General features: G+C 33.4%; 15 protein-coding genes. 5 read left to right on the top strand and 10 right to left on the bottom strand.

Features of this window, described 5'->3' with window-relative positions:
- Positions 1-101: 101 nt before the first annotated feature.
- The 4 genes from MXE27_RS02225 to MXE27_RS02210 all read right to left on the bottom strand — a co-directional run bounded on the left by MXE27_RS02225 (position 102) and on the right by MXE27_RS02210 (position 3,792).
- On the bottom strand, positions 102-1,976 hold the full coding sequence (locus MXE27_RS02225) for a lasso peptide isopeptide bond-forming cyclase (protein ID WP_248610767.1): 1,875 nt from the start codon (positions 1,974-1,976) through the stop codon (positions 102-104).
- 29 nt (positions 1,977-2,005) lie between these two features.
- Complete coding sequence (locus MXE27_RS02220; RefSeq protein ID WP_248610766.1) at positions 2,006-2,896, bottom strand: phosphoenolpyruvate carboxykinase (ATP); 891 nt, start codon at positions 2,894-2,896, stop codon at positions 2,006-2,008.
- A gap of 69 nt (positions 2,897-2,965) precedes the next feature.
- Entirely contained in the window at positions 2,966-3,388 is a 423-nt protein-coding gene (locus MXE27_RS02215; RefSeq protein ID WP_248610765.1) for a lasso peptide biosynthesis B2 protein, read from the bottom strand.
- Between the two features lie 125 nt (positions 3,389-3,513).
- The gene (locus tag MXE27_RS02210; RefSeq protein ID WP_248610764.1) at positions 3,514-3,792 is read right to left on the bottom strand and encodes a PqqD family protein; all 279 of its coding nucleotides are present in this window, start codon (positions 3,790-3,792) and stop codon (positions 3,514-3,516) included.
- A 296-nt stretch (positions 3,793-4,088) separates the two neighbouring features.
- On the opposite strand from MXE27_RS02210, the gene MXE27_RS02205 reads away from it, so the two are divergent.
- Positions 4,089-5,513, top strand: coding sequence for an MFS transporter (locus MXE27_RS02205; protein WP_248610763.1), 1,425 nt, complete (start codon positions 4,089-4,091; stop codon positions 5,511-5,513).
- 160 nt (positions 5,514-5,673) lie between these two features.
- Positions 5,674-7,626: a sensor histidine kinase gene (locus MXE27_RS11975; RefSeq protein ID WP_248610762.1), complete on the top strand. Its 1,953-nt coding sequence runs from the start codon at positions 5,674-5,676 to the stop codon at positions 7,624-7,626.
- A 234-nt stretch (positions 7,627-7,860) separates the two neighbouring features.
- On the opposite strand, the gene MXE27_RS02195 is transcribed toward MXE27_RS11975, so the two are convergent.
- From MXE27_RS02195 to MXE27_RS02180, 4 genes are all read right to left on the bottom strand, one after another.
- Complete coding sequence (locus MXE27_RS02195) at positions 7,861-9,156, bottom strand: transglutaminase domain-containing protein (protein WP_248610761.1); 1,296 nt, start codon at positions 9,154-9,156, stop codon at positions 7,861-7,863.
- Positions 9,157-9,566: 410 nt separating this feature from the next.
- Positions 9,567-10,529: a transglutaminase-like domain-containing protein gene (locus tag MXE27_RS02190; protein ID WP_248610760.1), complete on the bottom strand. Its 963-nt coding sequence runs from the start codon at positions 10,527-10,529 to the stop codon at positions 9,567-9,569.
- Between the two features lie 988 nt (positions 10,530-11,517).
- Complete coding sequence (locus tag MXE27_RS02185) at positions 11,518-12,591, bottom strand: transglutaminase-like domain-containing protein (protein ID WP_248610759.1); 1,074 nt, start codon at positions 12,589-12,591, stop codon at positions 11,518-11,520.
- A gap of 811 nt (positions 12,592-13,402) precedes the next feature.
- The gene (locus tag MXE27_RS02180) at positions 13,403-14,236 is read right to left on the bottom strand and encodes a transglutaminase-like domain-containing protein (RefSeq protein ID WP_248610758.1); all 834 of its coding nucleotides are present in this window, start codon (positions 14,234-14,236) and stop codon (positions 13,403-13,405) included.
- A gap of 1,099 nt (positions 14,237-15,335) precedes the next feature.
- Here MXE27_RS02180 and MXE27_RS02175 point away from each other — a divergent pair.
- The 3 genes from MXE27_RS02175 to MXE27_RS02165 all read left to right on the top strand — a co-directional run bounded on the left by MXE27_RS02175 (position 15,336) and on the right by MXE27_RS02165 (position 20,389).
- Positions 15,336-17,012, top strand: a complete 1,677-nt coding sequence (locus MXE27_RS02175; protein WP_248610757.1) for a glycosyltransferase family 39 protein — start codon at positions 15,336-15,338, stop codon at positions 17,010-17,012.
- Between the two features lie 346 nt (positions 17,013-17,358).
- Positions 17,359-19,215, top strand: coding sequence for a right-handed parallel beta-helix repeat-containing protein (locus tag MXE27_RS02170; RefSeq protein ID WP_248610756.1), 1,857 nt, complete (start codon positions 17,359-17,361; stop codon positions 19,213-19,215).
- A 283-nt stretch (positions 19,216-19,498) separates the two neighbouring features.
- Positions 19,499-20,389 (top strand): glycosyltransferase family 2 protein, encoded by an 891-nt coding sequence (locus MXE27_RS02165; RefSeq protein WP_248610755.1) that lies wholly within the window; start codon positions 19,499-19,501, stop codon positions 20,387-20,389.
- Between the two features lie 78 nt (positions 20,390-20,467).
- On the opposite strand, the gene MXE27_RS02160 is transcribed toward MXE27_RS02165, so the two are convergent.
- Positions 20,468-21,907: a flippase gene (locus tag MXE27_RS02160; RefSeq protein ID WP_248610754.1), complete on the bottom strand. Its 1,440-nt coding sequence runs from the start codon at positions 21,905-21,907 to the stop codon at positions 20,468-20,470.
- 152 nt (positions 21,908-22,059) lie between these two features.
- Positions 22,060-22,998, bottom strand: coding sequence for an NAD-dependent epimerase/dehydratase family protein (locus tag MXE27_RS02155; RefSeq protein ID WP_248610753.1), 939 nt, complete (start codon positions 22,996-22,998; stop codon positions 22,060-22,062).
- Positions 22,999-23,098 lie beyond the last annotated feature (100 nt).

Genomic DNA, 23,098 nt, shown 5'->3' with positions numbered 1-23,098 from the left:
AATATGGTGATATAACTCATATTACCAAAGCTAGCCCACTTAAAGGGTTTGATGGAAGTGATGCTCAAAGTAGTGCTAGCTAAAAAAATGCCGATTTAAATTTAATCATCTATTTCAAAATTTTTTGATTTAAGCCAAAAATATGCTACTAAAACTAGCCAAATATCAAATAAACTTTTTTTATTATTTAATTTATATTTTTCATAACTTTTTTGAATTTTTTTCGTATCTAAATATTTTTGAATGGTTTTAGTATTATATATTATTTTTTCGATAGTGGGTTTTTCGAATAGTATGATATTCCTTTTATATACATGATTTAAATCAGCTTTTTTTTGGCGCCATTGGATTTCAGGTGGAAGTATATTATTCATTGAAATACGCATTATGTATCTATCCCAACCATATTTTATTTTCATTTCTGTTGGAAGAGAATAACAAAACTCCACTAGACGTTTATCAAAAAAAGGGTATCTTCCTTCTATATTATATCTGGCTGAACTTCTATTCATTATCCCAAATATTGTTTGGTTAAGTGGGTTATTGATTGTGAAATAATGATATTTTTTTGTATCAAGTTTGCTTAAGTAGTCTAAAAGATCATCAAGATCAAATTTATTAATTTCAAATTCTTTTAAAAGTTTTTCATTCACTATAGAAATTTTATTTCTTTTAAAAATTAATCTAATATATTTTTTTAAAGAATATGGAATTAAAGTGAGAATAACTTCTGAAAATATAATCTTAAATTTACTATAATTATCTCTATTTGAATATTCATATAATTCTTTTAGAAATTTTTTTAATTTAAAAGAAAAAAGCAATTCTCTTAAATAGTTTCCTCCATGTGAAATAATTTCGTCTCCACCATCTCCACTTAAATTAACACGAATTCCTTGGCTTTTCATTTTCCGATAAAGCTGAAGGTCATTAACAATATGGGGAGAAATAAATGGCTGATCTTGAAACCATAATATATTTTCAATATCTTTTAATGGGCTGTTATTATCTCCAAATAAAAAATTAGATTTAATTTTATCATTTTCTAAAACTTTTGAAATATAATATCTTTCATCGGATTCTGGAATTTCATTGTAGACTGTGGAAAAAGTATTAATAAATTCAATATTAACATCTTTTTTATCCATTAATACTTTTCTTGTTGTACACACAATAGAAGAAGAATCAAGTCCTCCGCTTAGATTAAATCCTATAGGAAAACTACTTCTAATGCGACAGCGAATAGCTTCAGAAAAAATGTTAAGAAAAGCTTTTTTATATTCTTCTTCGGAACCTAGCAGTGTTTTCATTTTTGGGTTGAGTTCCCAATATTTAGATATTGTATCTTTTTTTGTATTGATTAAATAGAAATGTGAAGCTGGTAAACAATAAATTTTCTCATAGAATGTTTGAGTATAATCCATTAATTCTTTTGTTAGATATAGTAATAGTTTTTTTTCATTTAAATTAAAATGAATTGAAGAGATTGATAGGATAGCCTTTATTTCCGTCCCAAAAACAAATTTTTCATCATCTAAATAATAGTAAAAAGGCTTTACGCCCATGTGGTCCCGGGCACAAAACAACTTCTTTTTATTCTGGTCCCAGATGGCAAAGGCAAAATCACCCAGTAACTTATCAGGGCAATCTTCACCCCACTTCTGATAGGCCTTTAAAATAAAATAACTATCGGAAATGTGTTCTTCATCAGGTATTTCTAATTCTTCTGATAATTCATCGCGGTTATCAATACGGGCATCTGCAGTAATCACCAGCCCGTCCTCTTCAAAGGGTAATTTTTCATGAAGTGATTCGGGTGTTGTCCAGAGCATCTGATGGCCCAGTGCCACAGATCCTTCACACCAAATGTCAGATCCATCAGGACCACGATGTGAGAGTTTATCATTCATCTTTTTAATGAGGTCAGGATCAACTTTTCTCCCATCTCTGTAGAATATTCCTGTAATTGCACTCATAGTATGGACTCACAAATTAAATTATTCATCTACCCTATATCTTTTTTAATTAATCTAACCACTTTATAAAGTTCTTCCAGGGATTCAGGTACCTCTAAAAGAGAAATATCAACTTGATTTAATAGTGATGCGCATTGTTTAAGATGCTCGGGATAATCCGATTTTTTAAACCTTGAAATTCCAAAAGTGTTTTCAACCAGTTTCATTATGGCTTCTTGCCCCTTAAAATTACTAATATTTAATTCAGTTCCTCTTTGAAGTACATATAATTTTTTTAAAGGAAGGGGCTTGAATGAAAAACTGTTAACTACAGGTACATGGATCTTATCGATCTCATAATCATTATAATATATTTTTTCTGGGTTGAAATTACCATATTCTCGTGATATATGTGACAGCCTTAAACTGGGAAAACCAGGTTGAATCATTGGAACTTTATTTTCCATATCTATAGCAACATAATCGTCGGCAACAATAGGATAACCTTCCCTATAAAATGTCATTGCAGTTGTGGATTTTCCATAACCCTTATTTCCTAAAAAAGCTATTACCTGATTATCAATATTCACTGCACTGCAGTGGAGTACAAATAAACCTCTTTGATAAAGAAGAGATGCCATTACAGTGCCTAGAATAAAACTCCTCAAGACTAAATCATTGATTTGGGGAATAGGATTAACTATAATCTCATTTCCATTTATAATCTTAAATTCACCTACATCATCCCAGAACCTGTAAATGGCCTGATCTGTAGTTCTAAAATAATCCCCTTCCACAACTGTTTTTCCTTCGTAAATATCAAAAGTACCGTTTCTAATTATTAAATCAGGATTTTCTGATTTTAAAACAGCAAGTTCTGGAAGAAATATCTCAGAATGTATATTGAGACCATATGCTTTATATTCGTACATTTTACTCATTTATCAGTGATTAATTGATTTATAAAACTGTATAAAAATTGTATTCAATTGTATAAAAAATTTATTTCATTACTGTTTTTTACCCACATCCATTATGGGAACAAATTCTTTTTCAGATTCACCCAGAACAATATCTTCCCCACTGACCAACCATGCGTGTGCTTCAAAGTTGCCCTCATTTTTCGATACACCAATCATTATCTTACCTGAATAATGATACCTAACTAAGAGTATTTGTCCAGTCAGTGCACGGGTGAGACATGTTGATCTGGGAGTGTATCTGCTGGTCACTTTTACTGCCCAGATTAGTTTTTTTATTGGAATATCTGAGTCAACCAGGGAATTATTATTTTGGTTTTCTATTCTTTTTTGAATATAAGTGAATGGTAAAATCCACAGCATGATTCTAACAAACCACTGTAAAGTAACTGCCTTTATTAAGAGTAATCTGGTTGTATGATCTAATTTAAAGAAGCTGTGGATTGTTGACATATAATCAATTGTGGATTTTTATCAGGTAATAGTGATTATATAAAAAATAAAATATTAATAGGGTTTTACTATTATTTTGTAAGTTTCAATTTTGAAGTTAAAGGGTGTTTAAAAATTTTATAATACTACTCCTGAACCTCAATAAGCCCCTTATCTAAAAGATCTTCCAGTAGTTCCAGGAGGTCTTTTTCACAAACATCTTTTTCAACGTCGTATTCTTCTAAGATGGCATCTTTTATATCTTCCACTTTAACTAGTCCTTGAATATAGTTCCAGATAAAGGCCCCAACCGGGTTTAGTCCATAGTAGACCCCATCATCTAAACCTAAAATTACAACTTCATCTTCCAGGTCGCAGTGGACAGACTTATTGGTTTTAGAAACTACAGATAAATTAGTTATCATTAATCATATCCCCTTAATAAATTCAATTTACAATTTTATAATTTATTAGTGTAATGGTGGTATTATAGTTTTTAGATATTATAATCAAAAATTTACTTTAAAGATTTTACATTGCCCTTGTTTTTACTTTACAAAATCATTATTGGTATAATCAGAATACAAAAAAATAGTTTTGTAAAATCTCCAAGATTCTAAAAACTAATTAATTATATCTGAAAATCATAGCATGGTTTTAATTATTATAGACCAATTTTTTAAAATAATTATTTCAATTATCAGTTGTAGAATAATATATTATGATAAAAAATTCCAGGTACTGGAAATCCATCAGGGACTTTTTAAGTATAAATGACTCAAGATCCTATGCTCTGGTACTGGCAGCACTGGCCTCATTTTTAACACCCTTTGTGGGATCATCCATCACCATTGCCCTACCAGAGATGGCCAGCCAACTATCCATGAATACCTTTCTTTTAGGGTGGATCCCCACTGCGTATCTTTTAGTTTTAACAGTTTTACTGGTGCCTCTGGGAAGATTATCGGATATATACGGCCGTAAAAATATATTCAGGATGGGGATTATATTATTCACAATATCCTCTTTTCTAGCAGGATTTTCCCCAACTGGTGAAGTGGTACTGGTTTTACGGATCATCCAGGGCATTGGTTCGGCCATGATATTTGCTAATGTCAATGCCATAGTGGTCTCAGTCTTCCCTGTAATGGAGCGGGGAAAAGCCCTGGGAATCGCCATCACTGGAGCATACATTGGATTATTCCTGGGGCCGGTTTTAGGAGGAATACTCACTGAAAATTTAGGATGGAGAAGTATATTCTTTTTCAACGTACCTTTAGGGATATTAACAGTTTATGCAGTTTCAAAATTAAAAGAAGAATGGGCCGAGGCAGCAGGGGAAAAATTTGATATCAAAGGCACCTTGATACTGGCAGGATGTATCATACCCTTAATCATTGGACTATCACAACTGCCTGATCTATTTGGAATGATCCTGATTATGGTGGGGTTGATAATGGGAATAATATTTTACAAATTTGAGTCAGCAGAACCAAGCCCACTTTTTGATTTAAAATTATTTAAAAACAGGGCCTTCAGCTTCAATAGTCTGGCCACACTCATAAGTTACACTGCAGGATACCCCATAATTTTCTTACTTAGTTTATACTTACAGTACGCATTGGGCTTTAACCCCCAGAGTGCAGGACTTATCCTGGCAGTACAATCCCTATTTATCGCATTTTTCGCCTCCTATGCCGGGAGACTATCTGATGAAAAAAACCCCAGAACCATCGCCGGTGTGGGAATGGTCCTGATAGCACTGGGCACACTATTTTTAAGTTTAATAACTCAGGAAACAAGCATATGGGTTATAGTAATTCTTTTAGCTTTAATTGGGGTAGGATTTGCTCTATTTGGAACGCCCAATACTAATATGGTTATAAGTTCTGTTAAAAAAGAATACTACGGTGTGGCCTCAGCTTCCATAAGTACCATGAGGGTCATGGGTCAAATAATGGGCATGGCTATGGCCCTGCTGATTATGAACCTTTACATAGGTACTGCGAATATTGGGCCGACTAATATGGATTCATTTATAAGCAGTGTAAAGGTATCATTTATTCTATTTGCCGTTATGTGTGCCGTAGCCCTTTTATTCACCTGGAAGGGAGGATCATCCCTAAATCTGGATAAATCAGATTAGAATTATTTTAAAGTAAGCAGTGTTGATAATTTTACTTATCTGTGGCAGTGATGTGGTTAGATTTAACTGCATCCTATGATTCATTTGGAATAAGATATTATGGTATTAACACAATAATAATAAATGAGGTCAAATTTTCATATTATCATTGTGGGGAGATGTGGTTGAAATAACGAAAATGGAAAAAGAACCAGTGAAACCATTTCCAGAAAATGGGGATATTAAACTGGAAAATTTTTCAGATAAGCGCATTAAGGACGCATTGCGGCTTTCAAAGATCTGTTCAATAATCGTGATTACTTTTGCTCTGATAATTATTATAGGATGGGTTTTCCATATTCCTCTGCTGCAGGGGATAGTTTTTGATTCGCCGCCCACAAAATTTAACACGTCCCTATTATTTTTGGCTTTAGGTACTTCTCTCTATCTACTAAACACCCGACGGGAAAATAAAACCATTAACACCCTTGTGAAGATAATATCCATAATTGTATTCATTGCAGGGTTTTTAACATTATTACAGCACCTTTTTAATATTTACTTACCTTTTGACCAGTTTTTCTTCCAGTCATCTGTAGATGACCTGACGCCGACTCGGCCTCGTTTTTTAAGTTCTATAATATTCATTTTTCTGGGTATTGCCCTATACCTTTTAACGGCAAAAAAATATGTTAAATATGCTCAGATAATAGCTTTCTCATGTGCATTAATTGCCTATACTGGTTTCATGACTTATTTACTGGATTTAGGTAGTATTCCTAATCCTAATATCTACACTCAAATGGCTTTTTTCACCAGCATCCTCCACATAATATTATGCACTGGGTTGCTGACCCTATATCCTAAAGAGGGAATTATGGCGTCGCTTCACCGGGATAGTCCTGGTTCATATATGGGCCGGATACTGCTGCCGTCAAGTGTTATTATTTTAACTATAATCGGTTTTTTTGTATCTAAGGGTGAGAGGGCGGAACTATACAATACCTACTTTGGCGAAGTAATATTAGTAGGTCTAGCAGTTGGGTTTCTATTTACAATCATTATCTGGCTAGCCCATAGATTAAACCAGCTGGATCTTACCCGAAAAAAATTCGAAACCCGAATCGTAGATATGGAAAAATTCTTTGAGGATGTTATAAATGGCATAGTAGAAGGCATACTGGTTGTAAATAAAGACCATAAAGTCCAGTACGTTAATAACGGAATGTTGAAGATGTTCAATGTTCAATCATCATATATCATTAATAAAGACATTAATAATGGGATAATCACTTCCAGAATGCCTGATTTTTACCAGTATTATATGCAGGCTCAGGAACAATTAAAACCGGTATTTGTGGAATCCATAGAGTCACAGCTATCATCGGGAAAGGCCTATTTCAGTGGATGGATCATACCCCATGTGGAAGATGAGAAATTCAATGGAGCAATAATCACTGCATCTGATGTAACCATTACTAAAGAAGCAGAGAAATTAATGAAGGCATCCTTAAAAGAGAAAGAATTATTATTAGGCGAGGTCCACCACCGGGTTAAAAACAATATGCAGATCATTTCCAGTTTGCTTAGATTACAATCAAGTGAAGTGGAAGATCCAGAATCACGTAATATTCTCTTAGAAAGCCAGAACCGTATAAAAACCATGTCAATTGTACATGAAAGTTTATATCAGAGTGAAAACTTTTCAGAAATTGACATGTTGAATTATATAAATCGGCTGGTTAAAAACCTCACCATAACTTATAGCTCCAGCGAAAGAGTAATCTTCCAGGTAAACTCTGAAAATATTCAACTAGCCATTGATACGGCCATACCCGTGGGCCTTGTAATCAATGAACTGGTAACTAATGCCATAAAACACGCATTTCCAGATAATAGGAAAGGTAAAATATACATTGAATTTAAAAAAGACCCTGAATGCTATCAATTAATAGTTAAAGATGATGGGGTGGGCATGCCTGCAGATATTGATCTAAGTTCATGCACCAGTTTGGGATGGGAACTGGTCAATGGTCTGGTGGACCAGCTAAGCGGTACTTTAACCTTAAACCGTGAAAATGGTACTGAGATTACCATTCGCTTTAAAAAGATTGAATATTCGCCTAGATTATAGTTTGGGGACTAATTTTAGACTTATCAATTAAATGATCTATTAATGTAGAACTAATATCCTTAGACTTATCAATTAAATGATCTATTAATGTAGAACTAATATCTGGTTTTATTAATTACGATTTATAGGGGATTAATCTCAGGGTTATAAAAAAAGAACTTTTTTAAAATATAAAAAAATAGTCCCCTTCAACCTTTTTAACTAAAATAAAAAAAGAAAAGGTTCATATGTTTTTTAAAATGGTAATGTAACATATTTACCTTTTATAACTGCAGATGAAACATTCCAGTTGTTAATTGTACCTAACTTGTTGTTATAACTGGTTGCATCACCGGCGTACCAAACTCCATTTACATAAATCTGTGCCCAGACATGTCCATATGTACTTCCACTATTGAATTTACATGTTCCATGTACGTATCTTGCAGATAATCCTGCTGCACGGGATAAGGCCACTAATAGGTGAGTATGGTCTACACAATTTGCCTTTTTAATCTGTAGAGTTTTCGTTGCTCCGTATTTGGTGTTGTAGTAGAAATCGTATTTTAGGTTGTCTCTGACCCAGTTAAAGATCTTGGTTGCTTTATCCAAAGTTGACGTCGATCCTTTGGTTATAGAAGCCGCCAGAGCTTTAATATTGGCGTCGTTTACCTGGCAATTGGTGGTAGCTTTCAAATAATTTGCAAGTATTTCTCCAGCATAAGCATCGTTTATTTTATTTACAACACTACTGGTATCTGCTGAACTTGAATTCATCTTAATTGAGATGCTAGTTACAGATACATACTGGGGCAAACGCTTGTTTGTTTGATGGAAAGCTATTATCTTTGACAGTGTGTATATTAATTTTTGGTACTGAATATTTCCTAGTGAACTACGGGCATAATTTGGTGCTTTACCATATTTTTCTATATAAGTTGCCACATTCCCTGCAATGGTAATGTATGCACTTTTCTTTATATTCCCTACCTTAGAACTTCCACTTGGACTGGAAGGACCGGATACAGATTTTAATATAATACTACTAGTTATCCCACTATTCAGGTTTCTGGTTCCCTTGGCCAGTAAGTATAAGAATTGGCTCATACTAAATTTCTGATTAGCGATAGTAACATAACTGGGCAGTTTCTTGTTTTTTTCAATGTATGCTTTAACTGTAATGGCAGCACTTTTAATGCTGGCTATGCTGATTGTCACTGAATTTTTACTAGATGTAGTCCCTGCTGCTTTTATTTCTTCTTTTGTAGTATTATTATTTGAGGAGATGGTTGAATTATATTGTGATTCATTTAGAGTTTTCTCGGAATCATTATTCACTTTTTCGAGTTCTGATGAATTGTTTGTGACTATAACGGGCGTTTCAACCGAATCTGATTCATTTTCAGTTGAAACCGCATTACCGGTGATACTGCTTAAAGCAGTTTCACTTGGGGTTCCGGTGAAATTAACTGATTGTTCTGTGTCTATTCCATAAATTGCGGTGGAACTCAAAAAAGCGAAGCATAATGCTAGTACAACTGCTATTCGCATTTTTCGAGAGATTTTACCTCCTCCATATCAACAAAGTCCAATTAATTCCCCAACATAAACACTTAATGGTTTACTAACTAATTGAAAACCTCGTTGATAGTAATATTTACGTCATTATGAAACATATAAATTTTATGATTTTCATTTGGAAAAAAACTGACCTAAAATGCGCTAAAATAAATAATTTCTTTTTAAATAACCTAAAACAAACTGGTGGTAATCAGCTTATATTATTCCTTTTTAATTGAATTAATACTATTTTATCATACATATTAAACAATTTCAGGGTTTTAAGGTCTAATTATTAAAAATTAAACTAAATTATAATGAAATAATTAAAAAAAATCCAATAAATCTCTGTAATTTATCTTTAAAAAAATAAATAAGAAATTAGGGAGGTTTCCCTAATTCTAAAATGGCAACGATATATATCTGCCTTTATTCTCTACAAGACTCCAACTTTTAATGGTTCCCAGAGTGTTACTATAGCTGGTGGCATCTGCTTTTAACCATTTACCGTCCACATATACTTCGGCTATAACGTGACCGTAGGTACTTCCACTGTTGAATTTTGCTTTAACGTGCATGTATCTGGATTTAATTCCTGCTGCACGCAGTAAAGCTATCAGCAAGTGTGTGTGATCTACACAGTTACCCTGCATGTTCTTTAAGGTATTAACTGCACCGTATTTGGTGTTGTAGTAGAAACTGTATTTCAAGTTGTCTCTGACCCAGTTAAATATCTTGGTTGCCTTAGCACTGGTGGATGTTAATCCTTTGGTTAAAGCTGCAGCTTTTGCCTTAATAGTACTATCTGTCACCTGACAATTTGTAGTGGATTTTAAATATTCACTACCCGGCACAGAAGTAGCATTGGTTGATCCGCTAACTGTACTGGATGTATTGGCTGGTGGAGTAGTGGTAGTTGTGGTCACTGTCTTGTACTTGATAGTGTAAAACCACTTATACTTGTAGGTATAAGTAACCTTCTTAACCCATTTATAGGTCCACTTGTACTTGTAAGAGTATTTCCACTTAAAATAGTACTTACCTTTGTATTTGTACCATGATTTATAGTACTTTTTATAAGGCTGTTTAACGTACTTTCTGACGTATTTGGTATTAGCAACTTTGACTTTCTTCTTGTACCAGTATTTGTATGGTACTTTAGTTGTTACTGTATAGTAAGTAGTCTTATTGGTGTCGTTAGTTCCTGCAGCCAGTTCTTTAGTAGTGCTGGTATTAGCCATGGTACTAGTACTGGTAGTTGCTGTTGTTTCATTACTGGTACTACTGTTATTAGCTGTACTTTGAGTTTCGTTTGTTGTCGGAATTTGTTGTAATTCTTCGTTGGATGTATTGGCGTTTTCCAACGAATTTTCATCTACGCTTTCGGCGTAAATCGCATTCGTACTTAAAAAAGCTATGCATATTGCAAAAACGAAAATTATCTGTAATTTTCGCGAAATTTTACCGCCTCCATATCAATGAAGCCCCAAAAAGTCCTATTTTTATAACAAGGAATATTGGTCAATTAATATAATTGAAAGACTTCACAGACAGACAAATATAAACCTGGAAATAGTATATAAAGATTGTGGTTTCATTCTGGAAAAAAGGCACTATTTGGGCTTATTAAATTAAATAGGGCAACATTAAAGGGTTTCATATCACGCTTAAGAGGAAAAAACACATTAACAGTTTATTTCAATAAACCAGTCACAAATAGGGCTTTTTTCCTGAATTACTCGTGGTTTAGATAATGATCTCAGGGTGGTCTCATACACTAATGCTTTTTCACTACTACTCTTGTACTTAGGGGTAATATGAAAGGTTTTTTGTTATGAAACTCATTTTTAAGGAGTTTTTAAATTAACAAAACTAATTAATGTGCTATGCTGGGGCTTGATTTAAGTTATAGGATATTAGGGTTAGTTTTAGACTAATTAATGAGATATAAAGAGAGATATATGAATATTTCAATACTGTTTTCTGGAGAAAATTGCTTTTTATCTGAAAATAGGGGTTTTTTTACAAGGTTAATACAATTTCAGGAGTATTAGTTCTTTATTAATAAATTATAATCTGTTTTAACATAATTTCTTAATAATTTTCTTTGTTTCTTTGTTTTTGAATTTTATGGGTTTATGGGAGGCTTTTTCTTTGTTTTTGGATTTTATGGGTTTTTGGGGGTTTTTTTCTTTGTTTTTGGATTTTATGGGTTTAGAAGGTTATTTTTTGTTTATTAAAAACTGAAGGAGGGTTTGGATTATAAATTATTTGTCTATAAATGTTATTTATTAAAAAAAGAGTGGATTTTTAAAAAATAAATAAGAAATTAGGGAATTTTAATCCCTAATTTTAAAAGGGTAGTGACGTGTATCTACCTTTTAATTTAACAAGAGTCCAACTTTTTATGGTTCCCAGTGTGTTACGGTAGCTGGTGGCATCTGCTTTTAACCATTTCCCACCTACGTATACCTCAGCTATAACGTGGCCGTAGGTACTTCCGCTGTTGAATTTTCCTTTAACGTGCATGTATCTGGATTTAATCCCAGCTGCGCGCATTAAAGCAACGAGTAGGTGTGAGTGATCTACACAGTTACCTTTCATGTATTTTAATGTTTTAACTGCACCGTATTTGGTGTTGTAGTAGAAACTGTATTTCAGGTTGTCTCTTACCCAGTTAAATATCTTGGTTGCCTTGGCTTTGGTAGTTGTTAATCCCTTGGTTAAAGATTTGGCTTTGGCTTGAATAGTACTAGAACTCACCTGACAATTATCACTGGACTTTAAGTAATTACTAGTGGTTGCTGCATTAACTGTGGACGTGCTATTTGGTGGTGTTGTCGTGGTTTTAGTCACCGTTTTATACTTGATCTTATACGTCCATTTGTATTTATAGGTGTAATAAACCTTCTTAACCCATTTGTAGGTCCATTTGTATTTATAGGTGTATTTCCACTTGGAATAATATTTGCCCTGGTATTTATACCAGGTTTTATAGTACTGTTTATACTTTGCTTTGAACCGTTTTTTGTAGTATCTTTTGTGGGCAACTTTGACCTTCTTCTTGTACCAGTACTTATATGGTACTTTCACGGTCACTGTGTAATATTTCGTCGTACTATTGGTATTATTGACTGTAACATTGGAAGTTGCAGTGTTAGTTGAAGGATCACTGGCAAGTAAACTCATACTTGATTTTGTCTTGGTTGCTGAATTGTCGCCATCTTCGTCAGATTCGCTTGAATTATTGTTTGCTGAACTTTGCCCTATACTTCCGCTGGATGAGTTGGCGTTATCCAGGGAACTTTGATTTGCGCTTTCTGCGTGTATTCCATTTACTCCTAAAAAAGCAATACATATTGTAAAAACGAAAATTAATTCTAATTTTCGCGAAATTTTACCGCCTCCATATCTACAAGATCCCAAAAACCCCTTTTTTATAACAAGGAACAATGGTCAATTATTTAATTGAAAGACCTCACAGATAGGAAAATATACTCTTGAAAATAATATATAAAGTTTATGATTTAATTCTGCCAAAGCGACGCTTGGGTGAGGTATTAAATTGAATAGGGCGTCCTTTGTGGGTTTCATATTAACTATAAAACTAAAAAATACTTTAATAGTTTATTTCAATAAATTAATCGGGTAAAAGCATTTTTTTAAGAATTGCCTTGTTTTTAAATGATTATTTCCCAGTGTTTTCATATTCTATCATACATTTGCTATTTTCCTCTTCTTTTAGAGAGATATGATGGTTCATATGCTATGAAAAATATTTACTAAGTATTTATAAAGCGTTAAGAGAGTATATTTTAATACAAACTTGTTTAATTGGACTTTTAAATTATTTGAAATCTTTAGGGGGTGATTGAAATGGTTTAAAGCGATATATTAAGCATATTTTAAAATTATTTTCCTTGGAAAAATCCTTTTTATGAGAAAATCAGGTTATTTTGCAATGTTAATACAATTTCAAGAATAAAAATACTTTTTTAATAATTTTGCTTGTTTTAAAAATTTTTTTGATATGCTATTATTTTAATAAAGTGATTGGGAAATGTTTAATTATTTTTCGTAATTTAATTATTTTAATAAATGATTATAGGCAATGTTTAATATTTTTCAATAATTAATAAACTAGCGAATATAGAAAAAAGTTCCATATATAAAAAAATTATTCAAAAGCATGGATTATTTTAAAAATAAGAAAAATAGGGATTATTAATCCCTAAATTTAAAACGGTAGTGATATGTACCTGCCGTTTAGTTTTTTAAGAGTCCAACTTCTTACGGTTCCTAAACTGTTACGTGAACTTGTAGCATCTGCTCTTAACCATTTTCCACCTACATATACTTCGCCAATCACATGGCCGTAGGTTTTCCCACTGCTGAATTTTCCTTTGACGTGCATGTATCTGGATTTAATCCCTGCTGCACGCATTAAAGCAATTAATAAGTGGGACTGGTCTACACAGTTACCTTTTTTGTATTTTAAAGTTTTCTTTGCCCCGTATTTACTGTTGTAGTAGAAACTGTACTTGACCTTATCTCGAACATAATTGAAGATCTTGGTTGCCTTGGCTTTGGTGCTGGTCAATCCTTTGGTTAAAGCTTTGGCCTGGGTCTTTATAGTACCGTCTGTCACTTGACAGTTTTTAGTCGGTTTTAGATAAGCGCTGTTTTCGGATACAGTACTCGCGGTCGCGGTTGCTGCCGGTTTAGTGGTAGTGTACTTGGTCACTGTTTTATACTTGGTCTGGTAAGTCCATTTGTATTTGTAAGTGTAGTAAGTCTTTCTAGCCCACTTGTACTTCCACGTGTATCTCAATTTTGAGTAGTATCTGCCCTTGTATTTGTAGTAGCTTTTGTACCATTTTTTATAACGCTTTTTGTACCATCTCTTGTGAGCCACTTTAATCTTTTTTTTGTAGTAGTGTTTGTATGGTACTTTCACTGTTATTTTGTAGTATTGAACAGTGGTCTTATTGGTTGTAGTTGAAACACTGGAAGTGCTTTTGGTTGTTGAAGAATTACTGGTGGTTGTGGCAACACTGGTAGTCGGGGTCACTGCACTGGTATTGGTCAGCGTGCTGCTGTTATTTTCACTACTGCTGGTGCTGGGCGCACTTTCATATGAGCTATTATCTGTTGAACTTTCTTCTATACTTCCGCTGGATGAGTTGGCGTTTTCCAGGGAACTTTGATTTACGCTTTCTGCGTGTATTCCATTTATGCCTAAAAAAGCAATACATATTGTAAAAACGAAAATTATTTGTAATTTTCGCGAAATTTTACCGCCTCCATATCACAGAGCCTTAAAAAAAAATCCAATCATTCAAAAAAAATCACGTTTTTGAAATCATTTTTGGTGGCTCCAATGATAGTGACCTATTGACTGGAACATACTATTTAAAGGTTGCCCTTCAAAATTGAAAAAAAGGACTTACCTGAGCGTATTGAATCAAATAGGGCGCATTTAAAAGGTTTCATAGGGACGGTAAAAGGAGATAGTCCAATTGCAGCTTAATCAATTAAACAAGTCACAAAGAGGGCTTTTTTCAAGAATATAACACTCTTTTCAGGGAAATTTATTAAAAATAAACTCTAATTTTTAAGATTCACTAAAGGTGGTGTGTGGTAGCCACACATGGTGGTGTCTGTACTACTTGGACTCTAATAAAGACGGAGGAGGCTTATTAAAAAATATTTGCCTTTAATAGACGTCTTTAATAAATGAGCAATTATCACCTCTTTGCTTGGGCAGGATTTAATAGGTAATAAACAATTATGGTGTAATAAATATTTCTAAATGAGATTGTTTAATATTCAATCTATTTTTAAAGAGCTTATTTTACTAGAAAAGTCGTATTTGCTAGGGGATATTAAGAAGGAAATAACTAATTTTTTCATATAGGTGCTTTTTGTCCTATTTTTGAATAATCGCTTTTAGGATAAGTTGCTTTTAAATAATTATAATTAAATTTTAAATATTTATTTAAGTTAAATAACCCAATTATAATAAGATTTCAGGGATTAATTGCTGGTTTAAGTATAGATATAAAAAAAGCATTAATTCCTATTTTTAGGATTAATTACTATTGTAAACAATTAGCATGGATTACACTTTTAAAACATGTATTCTACAATTAATTATCAGGAGATAATCTATGGATGGAATAAGGGATTTCGTATCTGAAAATAAATTTTCTGCAGGGATTTTCACATTACTAACTTTAATAATGATCATATTAGCATATGCTCTGGTAACAGTCCAGTCGAATATAGGAGTGGCCTACTGGGATATATTCTTATACCTGAACAACGCCCTAAAAATGGCAGGAATGGGGGTAGGTGATACACTTTATCTTCCACCTATTCTACCATTTATCACTTCACTGTTTTTCAAGGCTGGTTGGGTGAGTGAAACAACACTCTTTGCCGTTAGCGGAGTATTCTATATAGCAGGTGCTTTAGGATTATACCTCCTTTTAAAAATCCGATTTAATGAATGGGAGAGTATGGCCGGAGCACTATCATTTGCCACATTCACCATTGTCATTGCCTGGGCAGCATCAGGTGCTCTGGATGTTCCATCAATATCACTATCTATATGGGCACTTTACCTGACAATTCTATCTGTTAAGAAAGATTCAAGGTTCTTTTACCTGGCATTTCCAGTGGCCATGCTGGCATTTTTAACAAGATACACCTCGGGACTCATAATAATCCCCATGCTCCTGGTAATCTACCTCAACCACCCGAAAAAGGACCAGGTAAAAAAAGCATTGCAGGGAATAATCGCAGGGATAATAATATACCTCCCCTTCATGTGGTATTTCTATCGCAATACAGGGAAACCATTCCCCTTCTCAGATTTGTTTGTAGGAACAGCAGCAGGGGCAGCAGGAACCAACAATCCGGGTTATAATCTGGACATAAGTTATTATCTGAAGTACATCGCTAACTACATATCCAGTCCAGCACCAAGTACCTATTTCCAAACTCTATGGCCCTCTTTTAGTGAGGCCACAATACTGGCCTATGCCATTATGGGGGTTATAATTATAGGGATTGTAATATATCTCATAAAAATCTTAAAAAACCTCTTTGAAAGCGAGAGCTTTAAAACTTCAAAAAAACAGGTTTACCTTAAAATAATCCTCACTGCTGCATTGGGGATAATCCTGATAACCACCTATGCCCACATGTCATTTTTATATAGTGAAATCATTCTGCTAATGTTATCGCTATCTATTTACTATCTACTTAAAGATCTGAATCTAAAACACCTGGACATGGACCTATTATTTTTCACATGGTTTGGCGCGTTCTTACTGATGCATAGCTTTCACCCGGTAAAAGTAGACCGGTATTTCATTACCATGATCCCTCCATTAGCCTATGGGGTGGCTCTGGGCATTAACCAGATATCCAGTTTAATAAAGTACAAATTCAGCCGATGGAATGCAACATCTTTGGCATTATCCCTATTTTTAATCCTAGCCCTCTTATCATCCACGGCGTTCTATGTAAGTGAGATGCCCCAAAAAGATGACCTGCAAATATCAGAAGAAGCCATGGCAGGGTGGATTAAAATAAATGTGCCTGATTATTTAAATCAGACCATGGTATCTGACCGGGGGCCGGCCTTCAGCTGGTACTTGAAAAAATACGTAAATACTCGCATACCCGGAAACGTCCAACCCGGGACATTTGAAAAAACATTAAATGATCTTAACGCAGATTACTATATTTACAGTGCAGGCAAAAGCCCAATGGAACTTAAGGGATACACGGTAATATGGAAAATAGATAATGTGCTTCTCTACAAGAAGAATGAGTAATTAAATTATCTTTCCATTTTTACATATTTTAATTTTACGAGTTTATGGGAGTTATTTGTTGGGGTAGGTGATTTTAGGTAAATTTTTATTTTTTTCTAATTGACTTTTGAAGATTTTTCTATTAGTTCTTGTAGTTTTTCTTTTGTTTTTATGAATTGTGGCGATAGTTCTCTTTTAATAGTTTTCCATATATACTGATGAGATTTATGTGAGGTATGTGTGGTGGGTGCTGCTCTATTTTCGATTTAAATGTTAATTAGTTCTTTTATGAAATTTTTTCATAAATTTTATATATTTAAACTTTTAAATTTTAATTTATAATATAAAAAGAACGAGAGAGAGTTAAATGAAATCAAAACTATTTTCATTAATAATCATGTTTATTTTTGTTTTTTCAGTTGTTACTCCTGTAGTTAACGGATTAGAGAAAATTGATGGTTCAAAGTGGCGTATGGAAATTAATAAAACAAATTCAACAAATAAAACTATAAATGATACTAGTAAAAATTCGACCTTTAATAATACTACTAAAAACCAGACTGATGACCTCAATAAAATGAAATTATATGTGGATTCTATAAATGGTAATGACAGTAATGATGGTATTGATCCAACAAACCCTAAAAAAACAATTAAATCCGCTTTAAGATCTTCCCCTGAAAATGGAACCATTATTTTAAGTGCAAACTGTGATTTTAAAGAAAATGGGATTTATATAGATAAAAATGTACAGATTATTAGTCAAGGTTCAGCAATTGACGCTGAAGGAAATGGTAGAGCCATTGAAATTGCAGGAGATAAAAATGTTAACATTACAGGAGTAAAGATAATAAATGCAAATGTGCTTAGTCCTCGTGATGGAGGCGCTGGCATTTACATTAATAATGGTGCAGAAGTTATAATAGATAACTGTAATTTTAATAATGACATAGCTGGTTTAGATTTTGATCCAATTATTGAAAATCCTCGTATGTCTATAAATTCTATTTATCCCAGTGGAGGAGCAATTTACAATAATGGTGCAAAGTCTCTTATTATAAAGAACTCTCATTTTCAACACAACAAAGCCTATTACGGCGCTGCAATTTATAACTATGGAAATACCAAAATTGAAAATTGTAATTTTGAAAATAATTTATTATTAGAAAGTTATGTGGGATGGAATGCAGGTGGAGCAATTTATGCTGATGGAAATTATAAATTAGAGATATCTGACTGCGTTTTTAAAGGTAGTAAAATAAAATATTCGGTGAATTCTCAGACTATTATGAGTGGTGGTGTAATATATAATAATTATTGTACTATCGATTTAAAACGATGTATTTTTAGTGAAAATGATGCCGATAAAGGTGGCGCCATTAAAAATAATCATGGTACTCTGCATATCAATGGAACTACTTTTAAATCATCTAAAGCTTACTGGTCTGGTGGTGCCATTGATAATGATGGTGGAAAAGTGAATATAGATTATTCTACTTTTTTAGATAATAGAGCTTCAAATAGTTATAGACGTCCTGTATTATATATGGTGGAAGCTGGAGCTATTTATAATCATTATGGTGAATTAAAAGTTAATAACTCTATTTTCAATGGAAACTATGGGCAAATTAATGGTGGGGCTATTGTAAGTTACTATGGGGATGAATACTTTGAAAACACAAATTTCACACGTAATCAAATGACATGGAAAGATTATTATGGAAAAGGCGGAGCTATTTATCATTTATATAATAATTTAACCATTAAAAATTGTTATTTTGGAGGAAACTATGCTGCTGGTGCTGGGGGTGCAATTTACACCATTGATGCTCTTGTAATTATGGACAAAACCCGGTTTTTATGGAATGGACAGGACAGTATCGACAACGTCATCCTGCAACGTGGTGGTGCCATATACATTGAAGGTGCTAAGCAAGCATTTAACATTACCAATAGTCAGTTTGATTATAATCGAGCAGAAGCAGGTGGCGCTTTATATTCAACTGATGCAAATTTAATCATAGTAAACAGTAGCTTAACTAATAATTACGCTGAAGGAATAGGAGGAGCAATATTCATTAAAAATATTATCTCTAAAAAAATATATGGAACAGTTTTTAAAGCAAATTATAATGGCCGTGGGGAAGAAGATAATATCTATAATATGGATAATATGGGCAAAGATATACCTAATTATTATAATAATCTATTAAAATTGAAATAGAGAGTAAGGTCTTAAAATTTGACTAAAAGTAAAAACCATTCCCCTTAAAATTATTATTTTTTAAATATTATTAACTAATCTAACTCAATAGCATAAATTCAGATAATATAATTTTTAAAATTTTTTTTTACAAATCTTAATGTACTTGTTTCAAGTAAATATATAACACATTAATATGTAATATTAGGAACATAATTTTATTCTAATTTGAAGAATAATGTAAATTTAAAAGTATTTATTCTAATTTAATGAAAAATAATTTAACAATTTAAGGAACTAAATCATGACTAAAATCGCCGTTTTACTCCCGGCTTACAACGAAGAAGTGGCCTTGGGGAGCATTATCTTACGATCAAAACAATACGCAGATAAAGTTATAGTAGTGGACGATGGAAGCACAGATAACACAACTCTGGTGGCAGAACTGGCAGGGGCTGAAGTCATCACCCACCCTACAAATCTAGGAAAAGGGGCTGCTTTAAGGTCTGGATTTGAAGCAGCAAAAGACATGGATATTATTGTAACTATAGATGCCGATGCCCAGCACAATCCTGATGAAATACCCGACGTAATAAAACCTATCCAAGAAGGTCAAGCTGATGTGGTAAATGGCAGTCGCTACATAACTGGGCTGGATGAAAACACCCCTACATACAGGAGAGTAGGCCAAAAAGTCCTGGATAAAGCCACCAATATCTCCAGTGGACTGGATTTAACTGATACACAAAGCGGGTTCAGAGCATTTTCAAGAGAGAGTATAAAATACTTCCGCTTCAAAGAAGAAGGATTTGGAGTAGAAAGTGAGATGCTGTCGGATGTAGCAGAAGCCGGATTAAAGATAGTGGAAGTAGAAATAGGAGTTCGCTATGATGTGGATGGGTCAACTAAAAACCCCATAAGTCATGGGGTAAGGGTGCTGCTGCACATACTTCAAGAAATAGAATTAAAACGCCCTCTTTATTATTTCACAATTCCAGGATTAGTTATAACAATTTTTGGGGTAATATTGACTATAATATTTTTAAATGATTATTTATATGGTTCCAGTACTACCTGGGGACCAACCACAGCATCCATTATGATGACCATGTTCGGGACATTCATGGTATTTACGGGAATCATACTGGATTCAATCAGCCGCATGTTCAAGCAGAATATTAATAAAATTCAGTGAATTACTTCATTAATAAATTTTTTTTTTAAATAATTCTTGAGTTATTGCTGGTGTAGAATAATTATTCATTATAAAGAATTATTCCAAATTATCTTTAATAAAAATACTTTTTATAAGTCTTATATCAGTTTCATCCAGAGCCCTGGTGATTAAGACACCTAAAATGTATACAATGGCACATATTACAATCAAAAGTACCATAGGGAGTTTTAAAAATAATAATATCAATACCAGGAGCATATTTGGTATTAGAATTCTCCAGAAGTCTTTTAGTAATTCGCGGCCAATGGAATATTTAGTCTGGGAAGTGGTGAAACTCAACAATAAGAACATTATAAATTCAGTAAGTACCGTAGTTATACTAGCCCCAATAAAACTCAAAATAGGAATGGCAACCAGATTTGCCCCAATATTAAACACGGCCCCTACTCCAGCAATCTTAGTGACTGTGACCTGTTTATCAATAGAGGATAAGAGGTTGGTAGAGAGGTTATTGGTGAACATGAATACCAGAGTCCATACCAATATCTGCATTGATATAGTGGCAGCTAAATAATCACTACCTACAGTTAAAAGTATGATGTCACGAGCAAAAAAAGTGAGGCCAATGGTAATAGGCAGTATTATCATGATAACGTATTTTAAGGACCGTTCATAGGTTAATTTCAAAGCTTCGGATGATTCTTTATAATATTTGGCCATTACTGGGAATATGGAAACCATGTAAACTGAATAAATCGAAACCAGAACCAGCATTATTTTATAAGCAACATTATAAAGTCCAGTGGCCTCGTTTCCTTGAATATAACCCAGCATCACGGTATCGATCCAGAAGTATATGGTGGTGAATATGGCGGTAATTAAAAAAGGAAGCGAAATTTTAACAATTTTCTTCCAGTAAGTCCAGTTAATCTCTAACTCGGGCATGACAAATTTCCATTTTGAGATTATAAGGTTGCAGACAAGGCTCAGTAGGCTGCTAATAACGTAAACTAAACCAAATGCTAATAAATCTAATTTTAAGAATATCACCAGTAAAAAACCAGTAAAGAGCAGGGCACTGTTAAATATGGTTGTTATGGATTGGTATTCCATTTTCTCCAGCCCCTGGAAAAAACCATAGAAATTGTAGTTAAATGAATTGAAGATCATGTAAGCCCCAATCAATATATAAATCTGTTCTGTTGCAGTTGGATAATTTAAGAGATTTAAATAAACTGCGAGCAATATAATAATGATTAGGGATGTGATTATTTTAATGACAAAAATATTTCCAAGCAGTCTGGAGGCAATTGTAGTGTCTTTAGCTATTTCCCTGGTGGCATAAGTGGTCATTCCAACGTCCACAAACACACTTAAAATTCCAGTAGCTGCCAGTGCCTCAGATAAGAGTCCAAAATCAGCCACTCCTAAATACTTTGCAAGGAGTATGGTCCAGATAAATGCCAGTATATTATTTATAAACTGAGAAGCCATTAACCAGCCACTGTTTTTGACAATTCTTCGAACAGTTGTCATTATCCACCTTTTAAAAAAGTAATTCTGGATTGATTCAATACTAAAGTTTTAGAAATCAAATCTTTTATAGATTTTCTATATGGTAATTAAAAAAATAATTATATTCTAATTTCCCGAATAGATTACCCTTATTTTTTTCTGGGGAAACGTTGTTATTTTTTCTTGTTTTTAAGTAAAAACCAGTCTACAGTTTCTCTCAACTGGCCCTTAAAATTGTCATCTACTTTAAAACCAATTTCAACCAGATTAGAAGTATCAGCTAAAGAATGCTTTATATCTCCTTTTCTCTCTGCTAAATAAGTAGGCTTAATATCTGAGCCCATAATCTCTCTAATCATTTCAAACAGATTATTAATAGACAAAGCATTTCCCCCAGCCAGGTTAAGAGCACCTGAAAATGAAGATTCAGCAGCCACTATATTTCCCTGCACAATCTCTTTAACGAATATGAAATCCCTGGTCTGTTCCCCATCCCCATATATTACAGGAGACTTTTCGTTAACCATGGAATCAATGAATTTAGGTATAACTGCAGCGTACTGTGAATTAGGATCCTGTTTAGGTCCGAATACATTGAAATACCTAAAAGAAACAGTTTCTAATCCATAAGTTTCATAAAATGCCTGGGCATAATGTTCTGCAGAAGATTTAGATGCAGCATAGGGTGATAGAGGACTTAATGGCTCGTTTTCTTTTAGTGGCATGTTCATATTATTGCCATAAACTGCAGAAGAAGAAGCATTCAGCACTTTTTTAACTCCACAATTACAGGCAGCCAGTAATATTTTCAGTGTTCCCGTGGCATTAATGAGGTGTGCTTTTTCAGGATGATCCACACTTAAGGGGACGCTGGCCATAGCCGCGTGATGAAAAACGTAATCTACATCTTGAAATATGTCATTTAAATCCAAATCAGTGATGCTGCCGGTAATTATCTCCAAATTTGTATGTTGAGGATTAGTTAAATTACCTAGTTTTCCAGTGGAGTTATCATCTATTATGGTCACCTGATTGTTTTCTACAAGTTCATCTACTAAATGAGACCCGATAAAACCTAAACCACCTGTAACCACTATATTTTTATTCTGCATTTCATTTACGTCCTTATTGATTAGAATAATATTTTCTTTGGTGCTGTTAATTGATAAGTTAAATTAGTTGTTGATTTATATATAAATAATTATTCCATGA

This window comes from Methanobacterium alcaliphilum (assembly GCF_023227715.1).
GTDB classification, from domain to species: domain Archaea; phylum Methanobacteriota; class Methanobacteria; order Methanobacteriales; family Methanobacteriaceae; genus Methanobacterium_E; species Methanobacterium_E alcaliphilum.
Note: the sequence above shows the minus strand (reverse complement) of the source record. Positions and strands in the feature narration are given on the sequence as shown.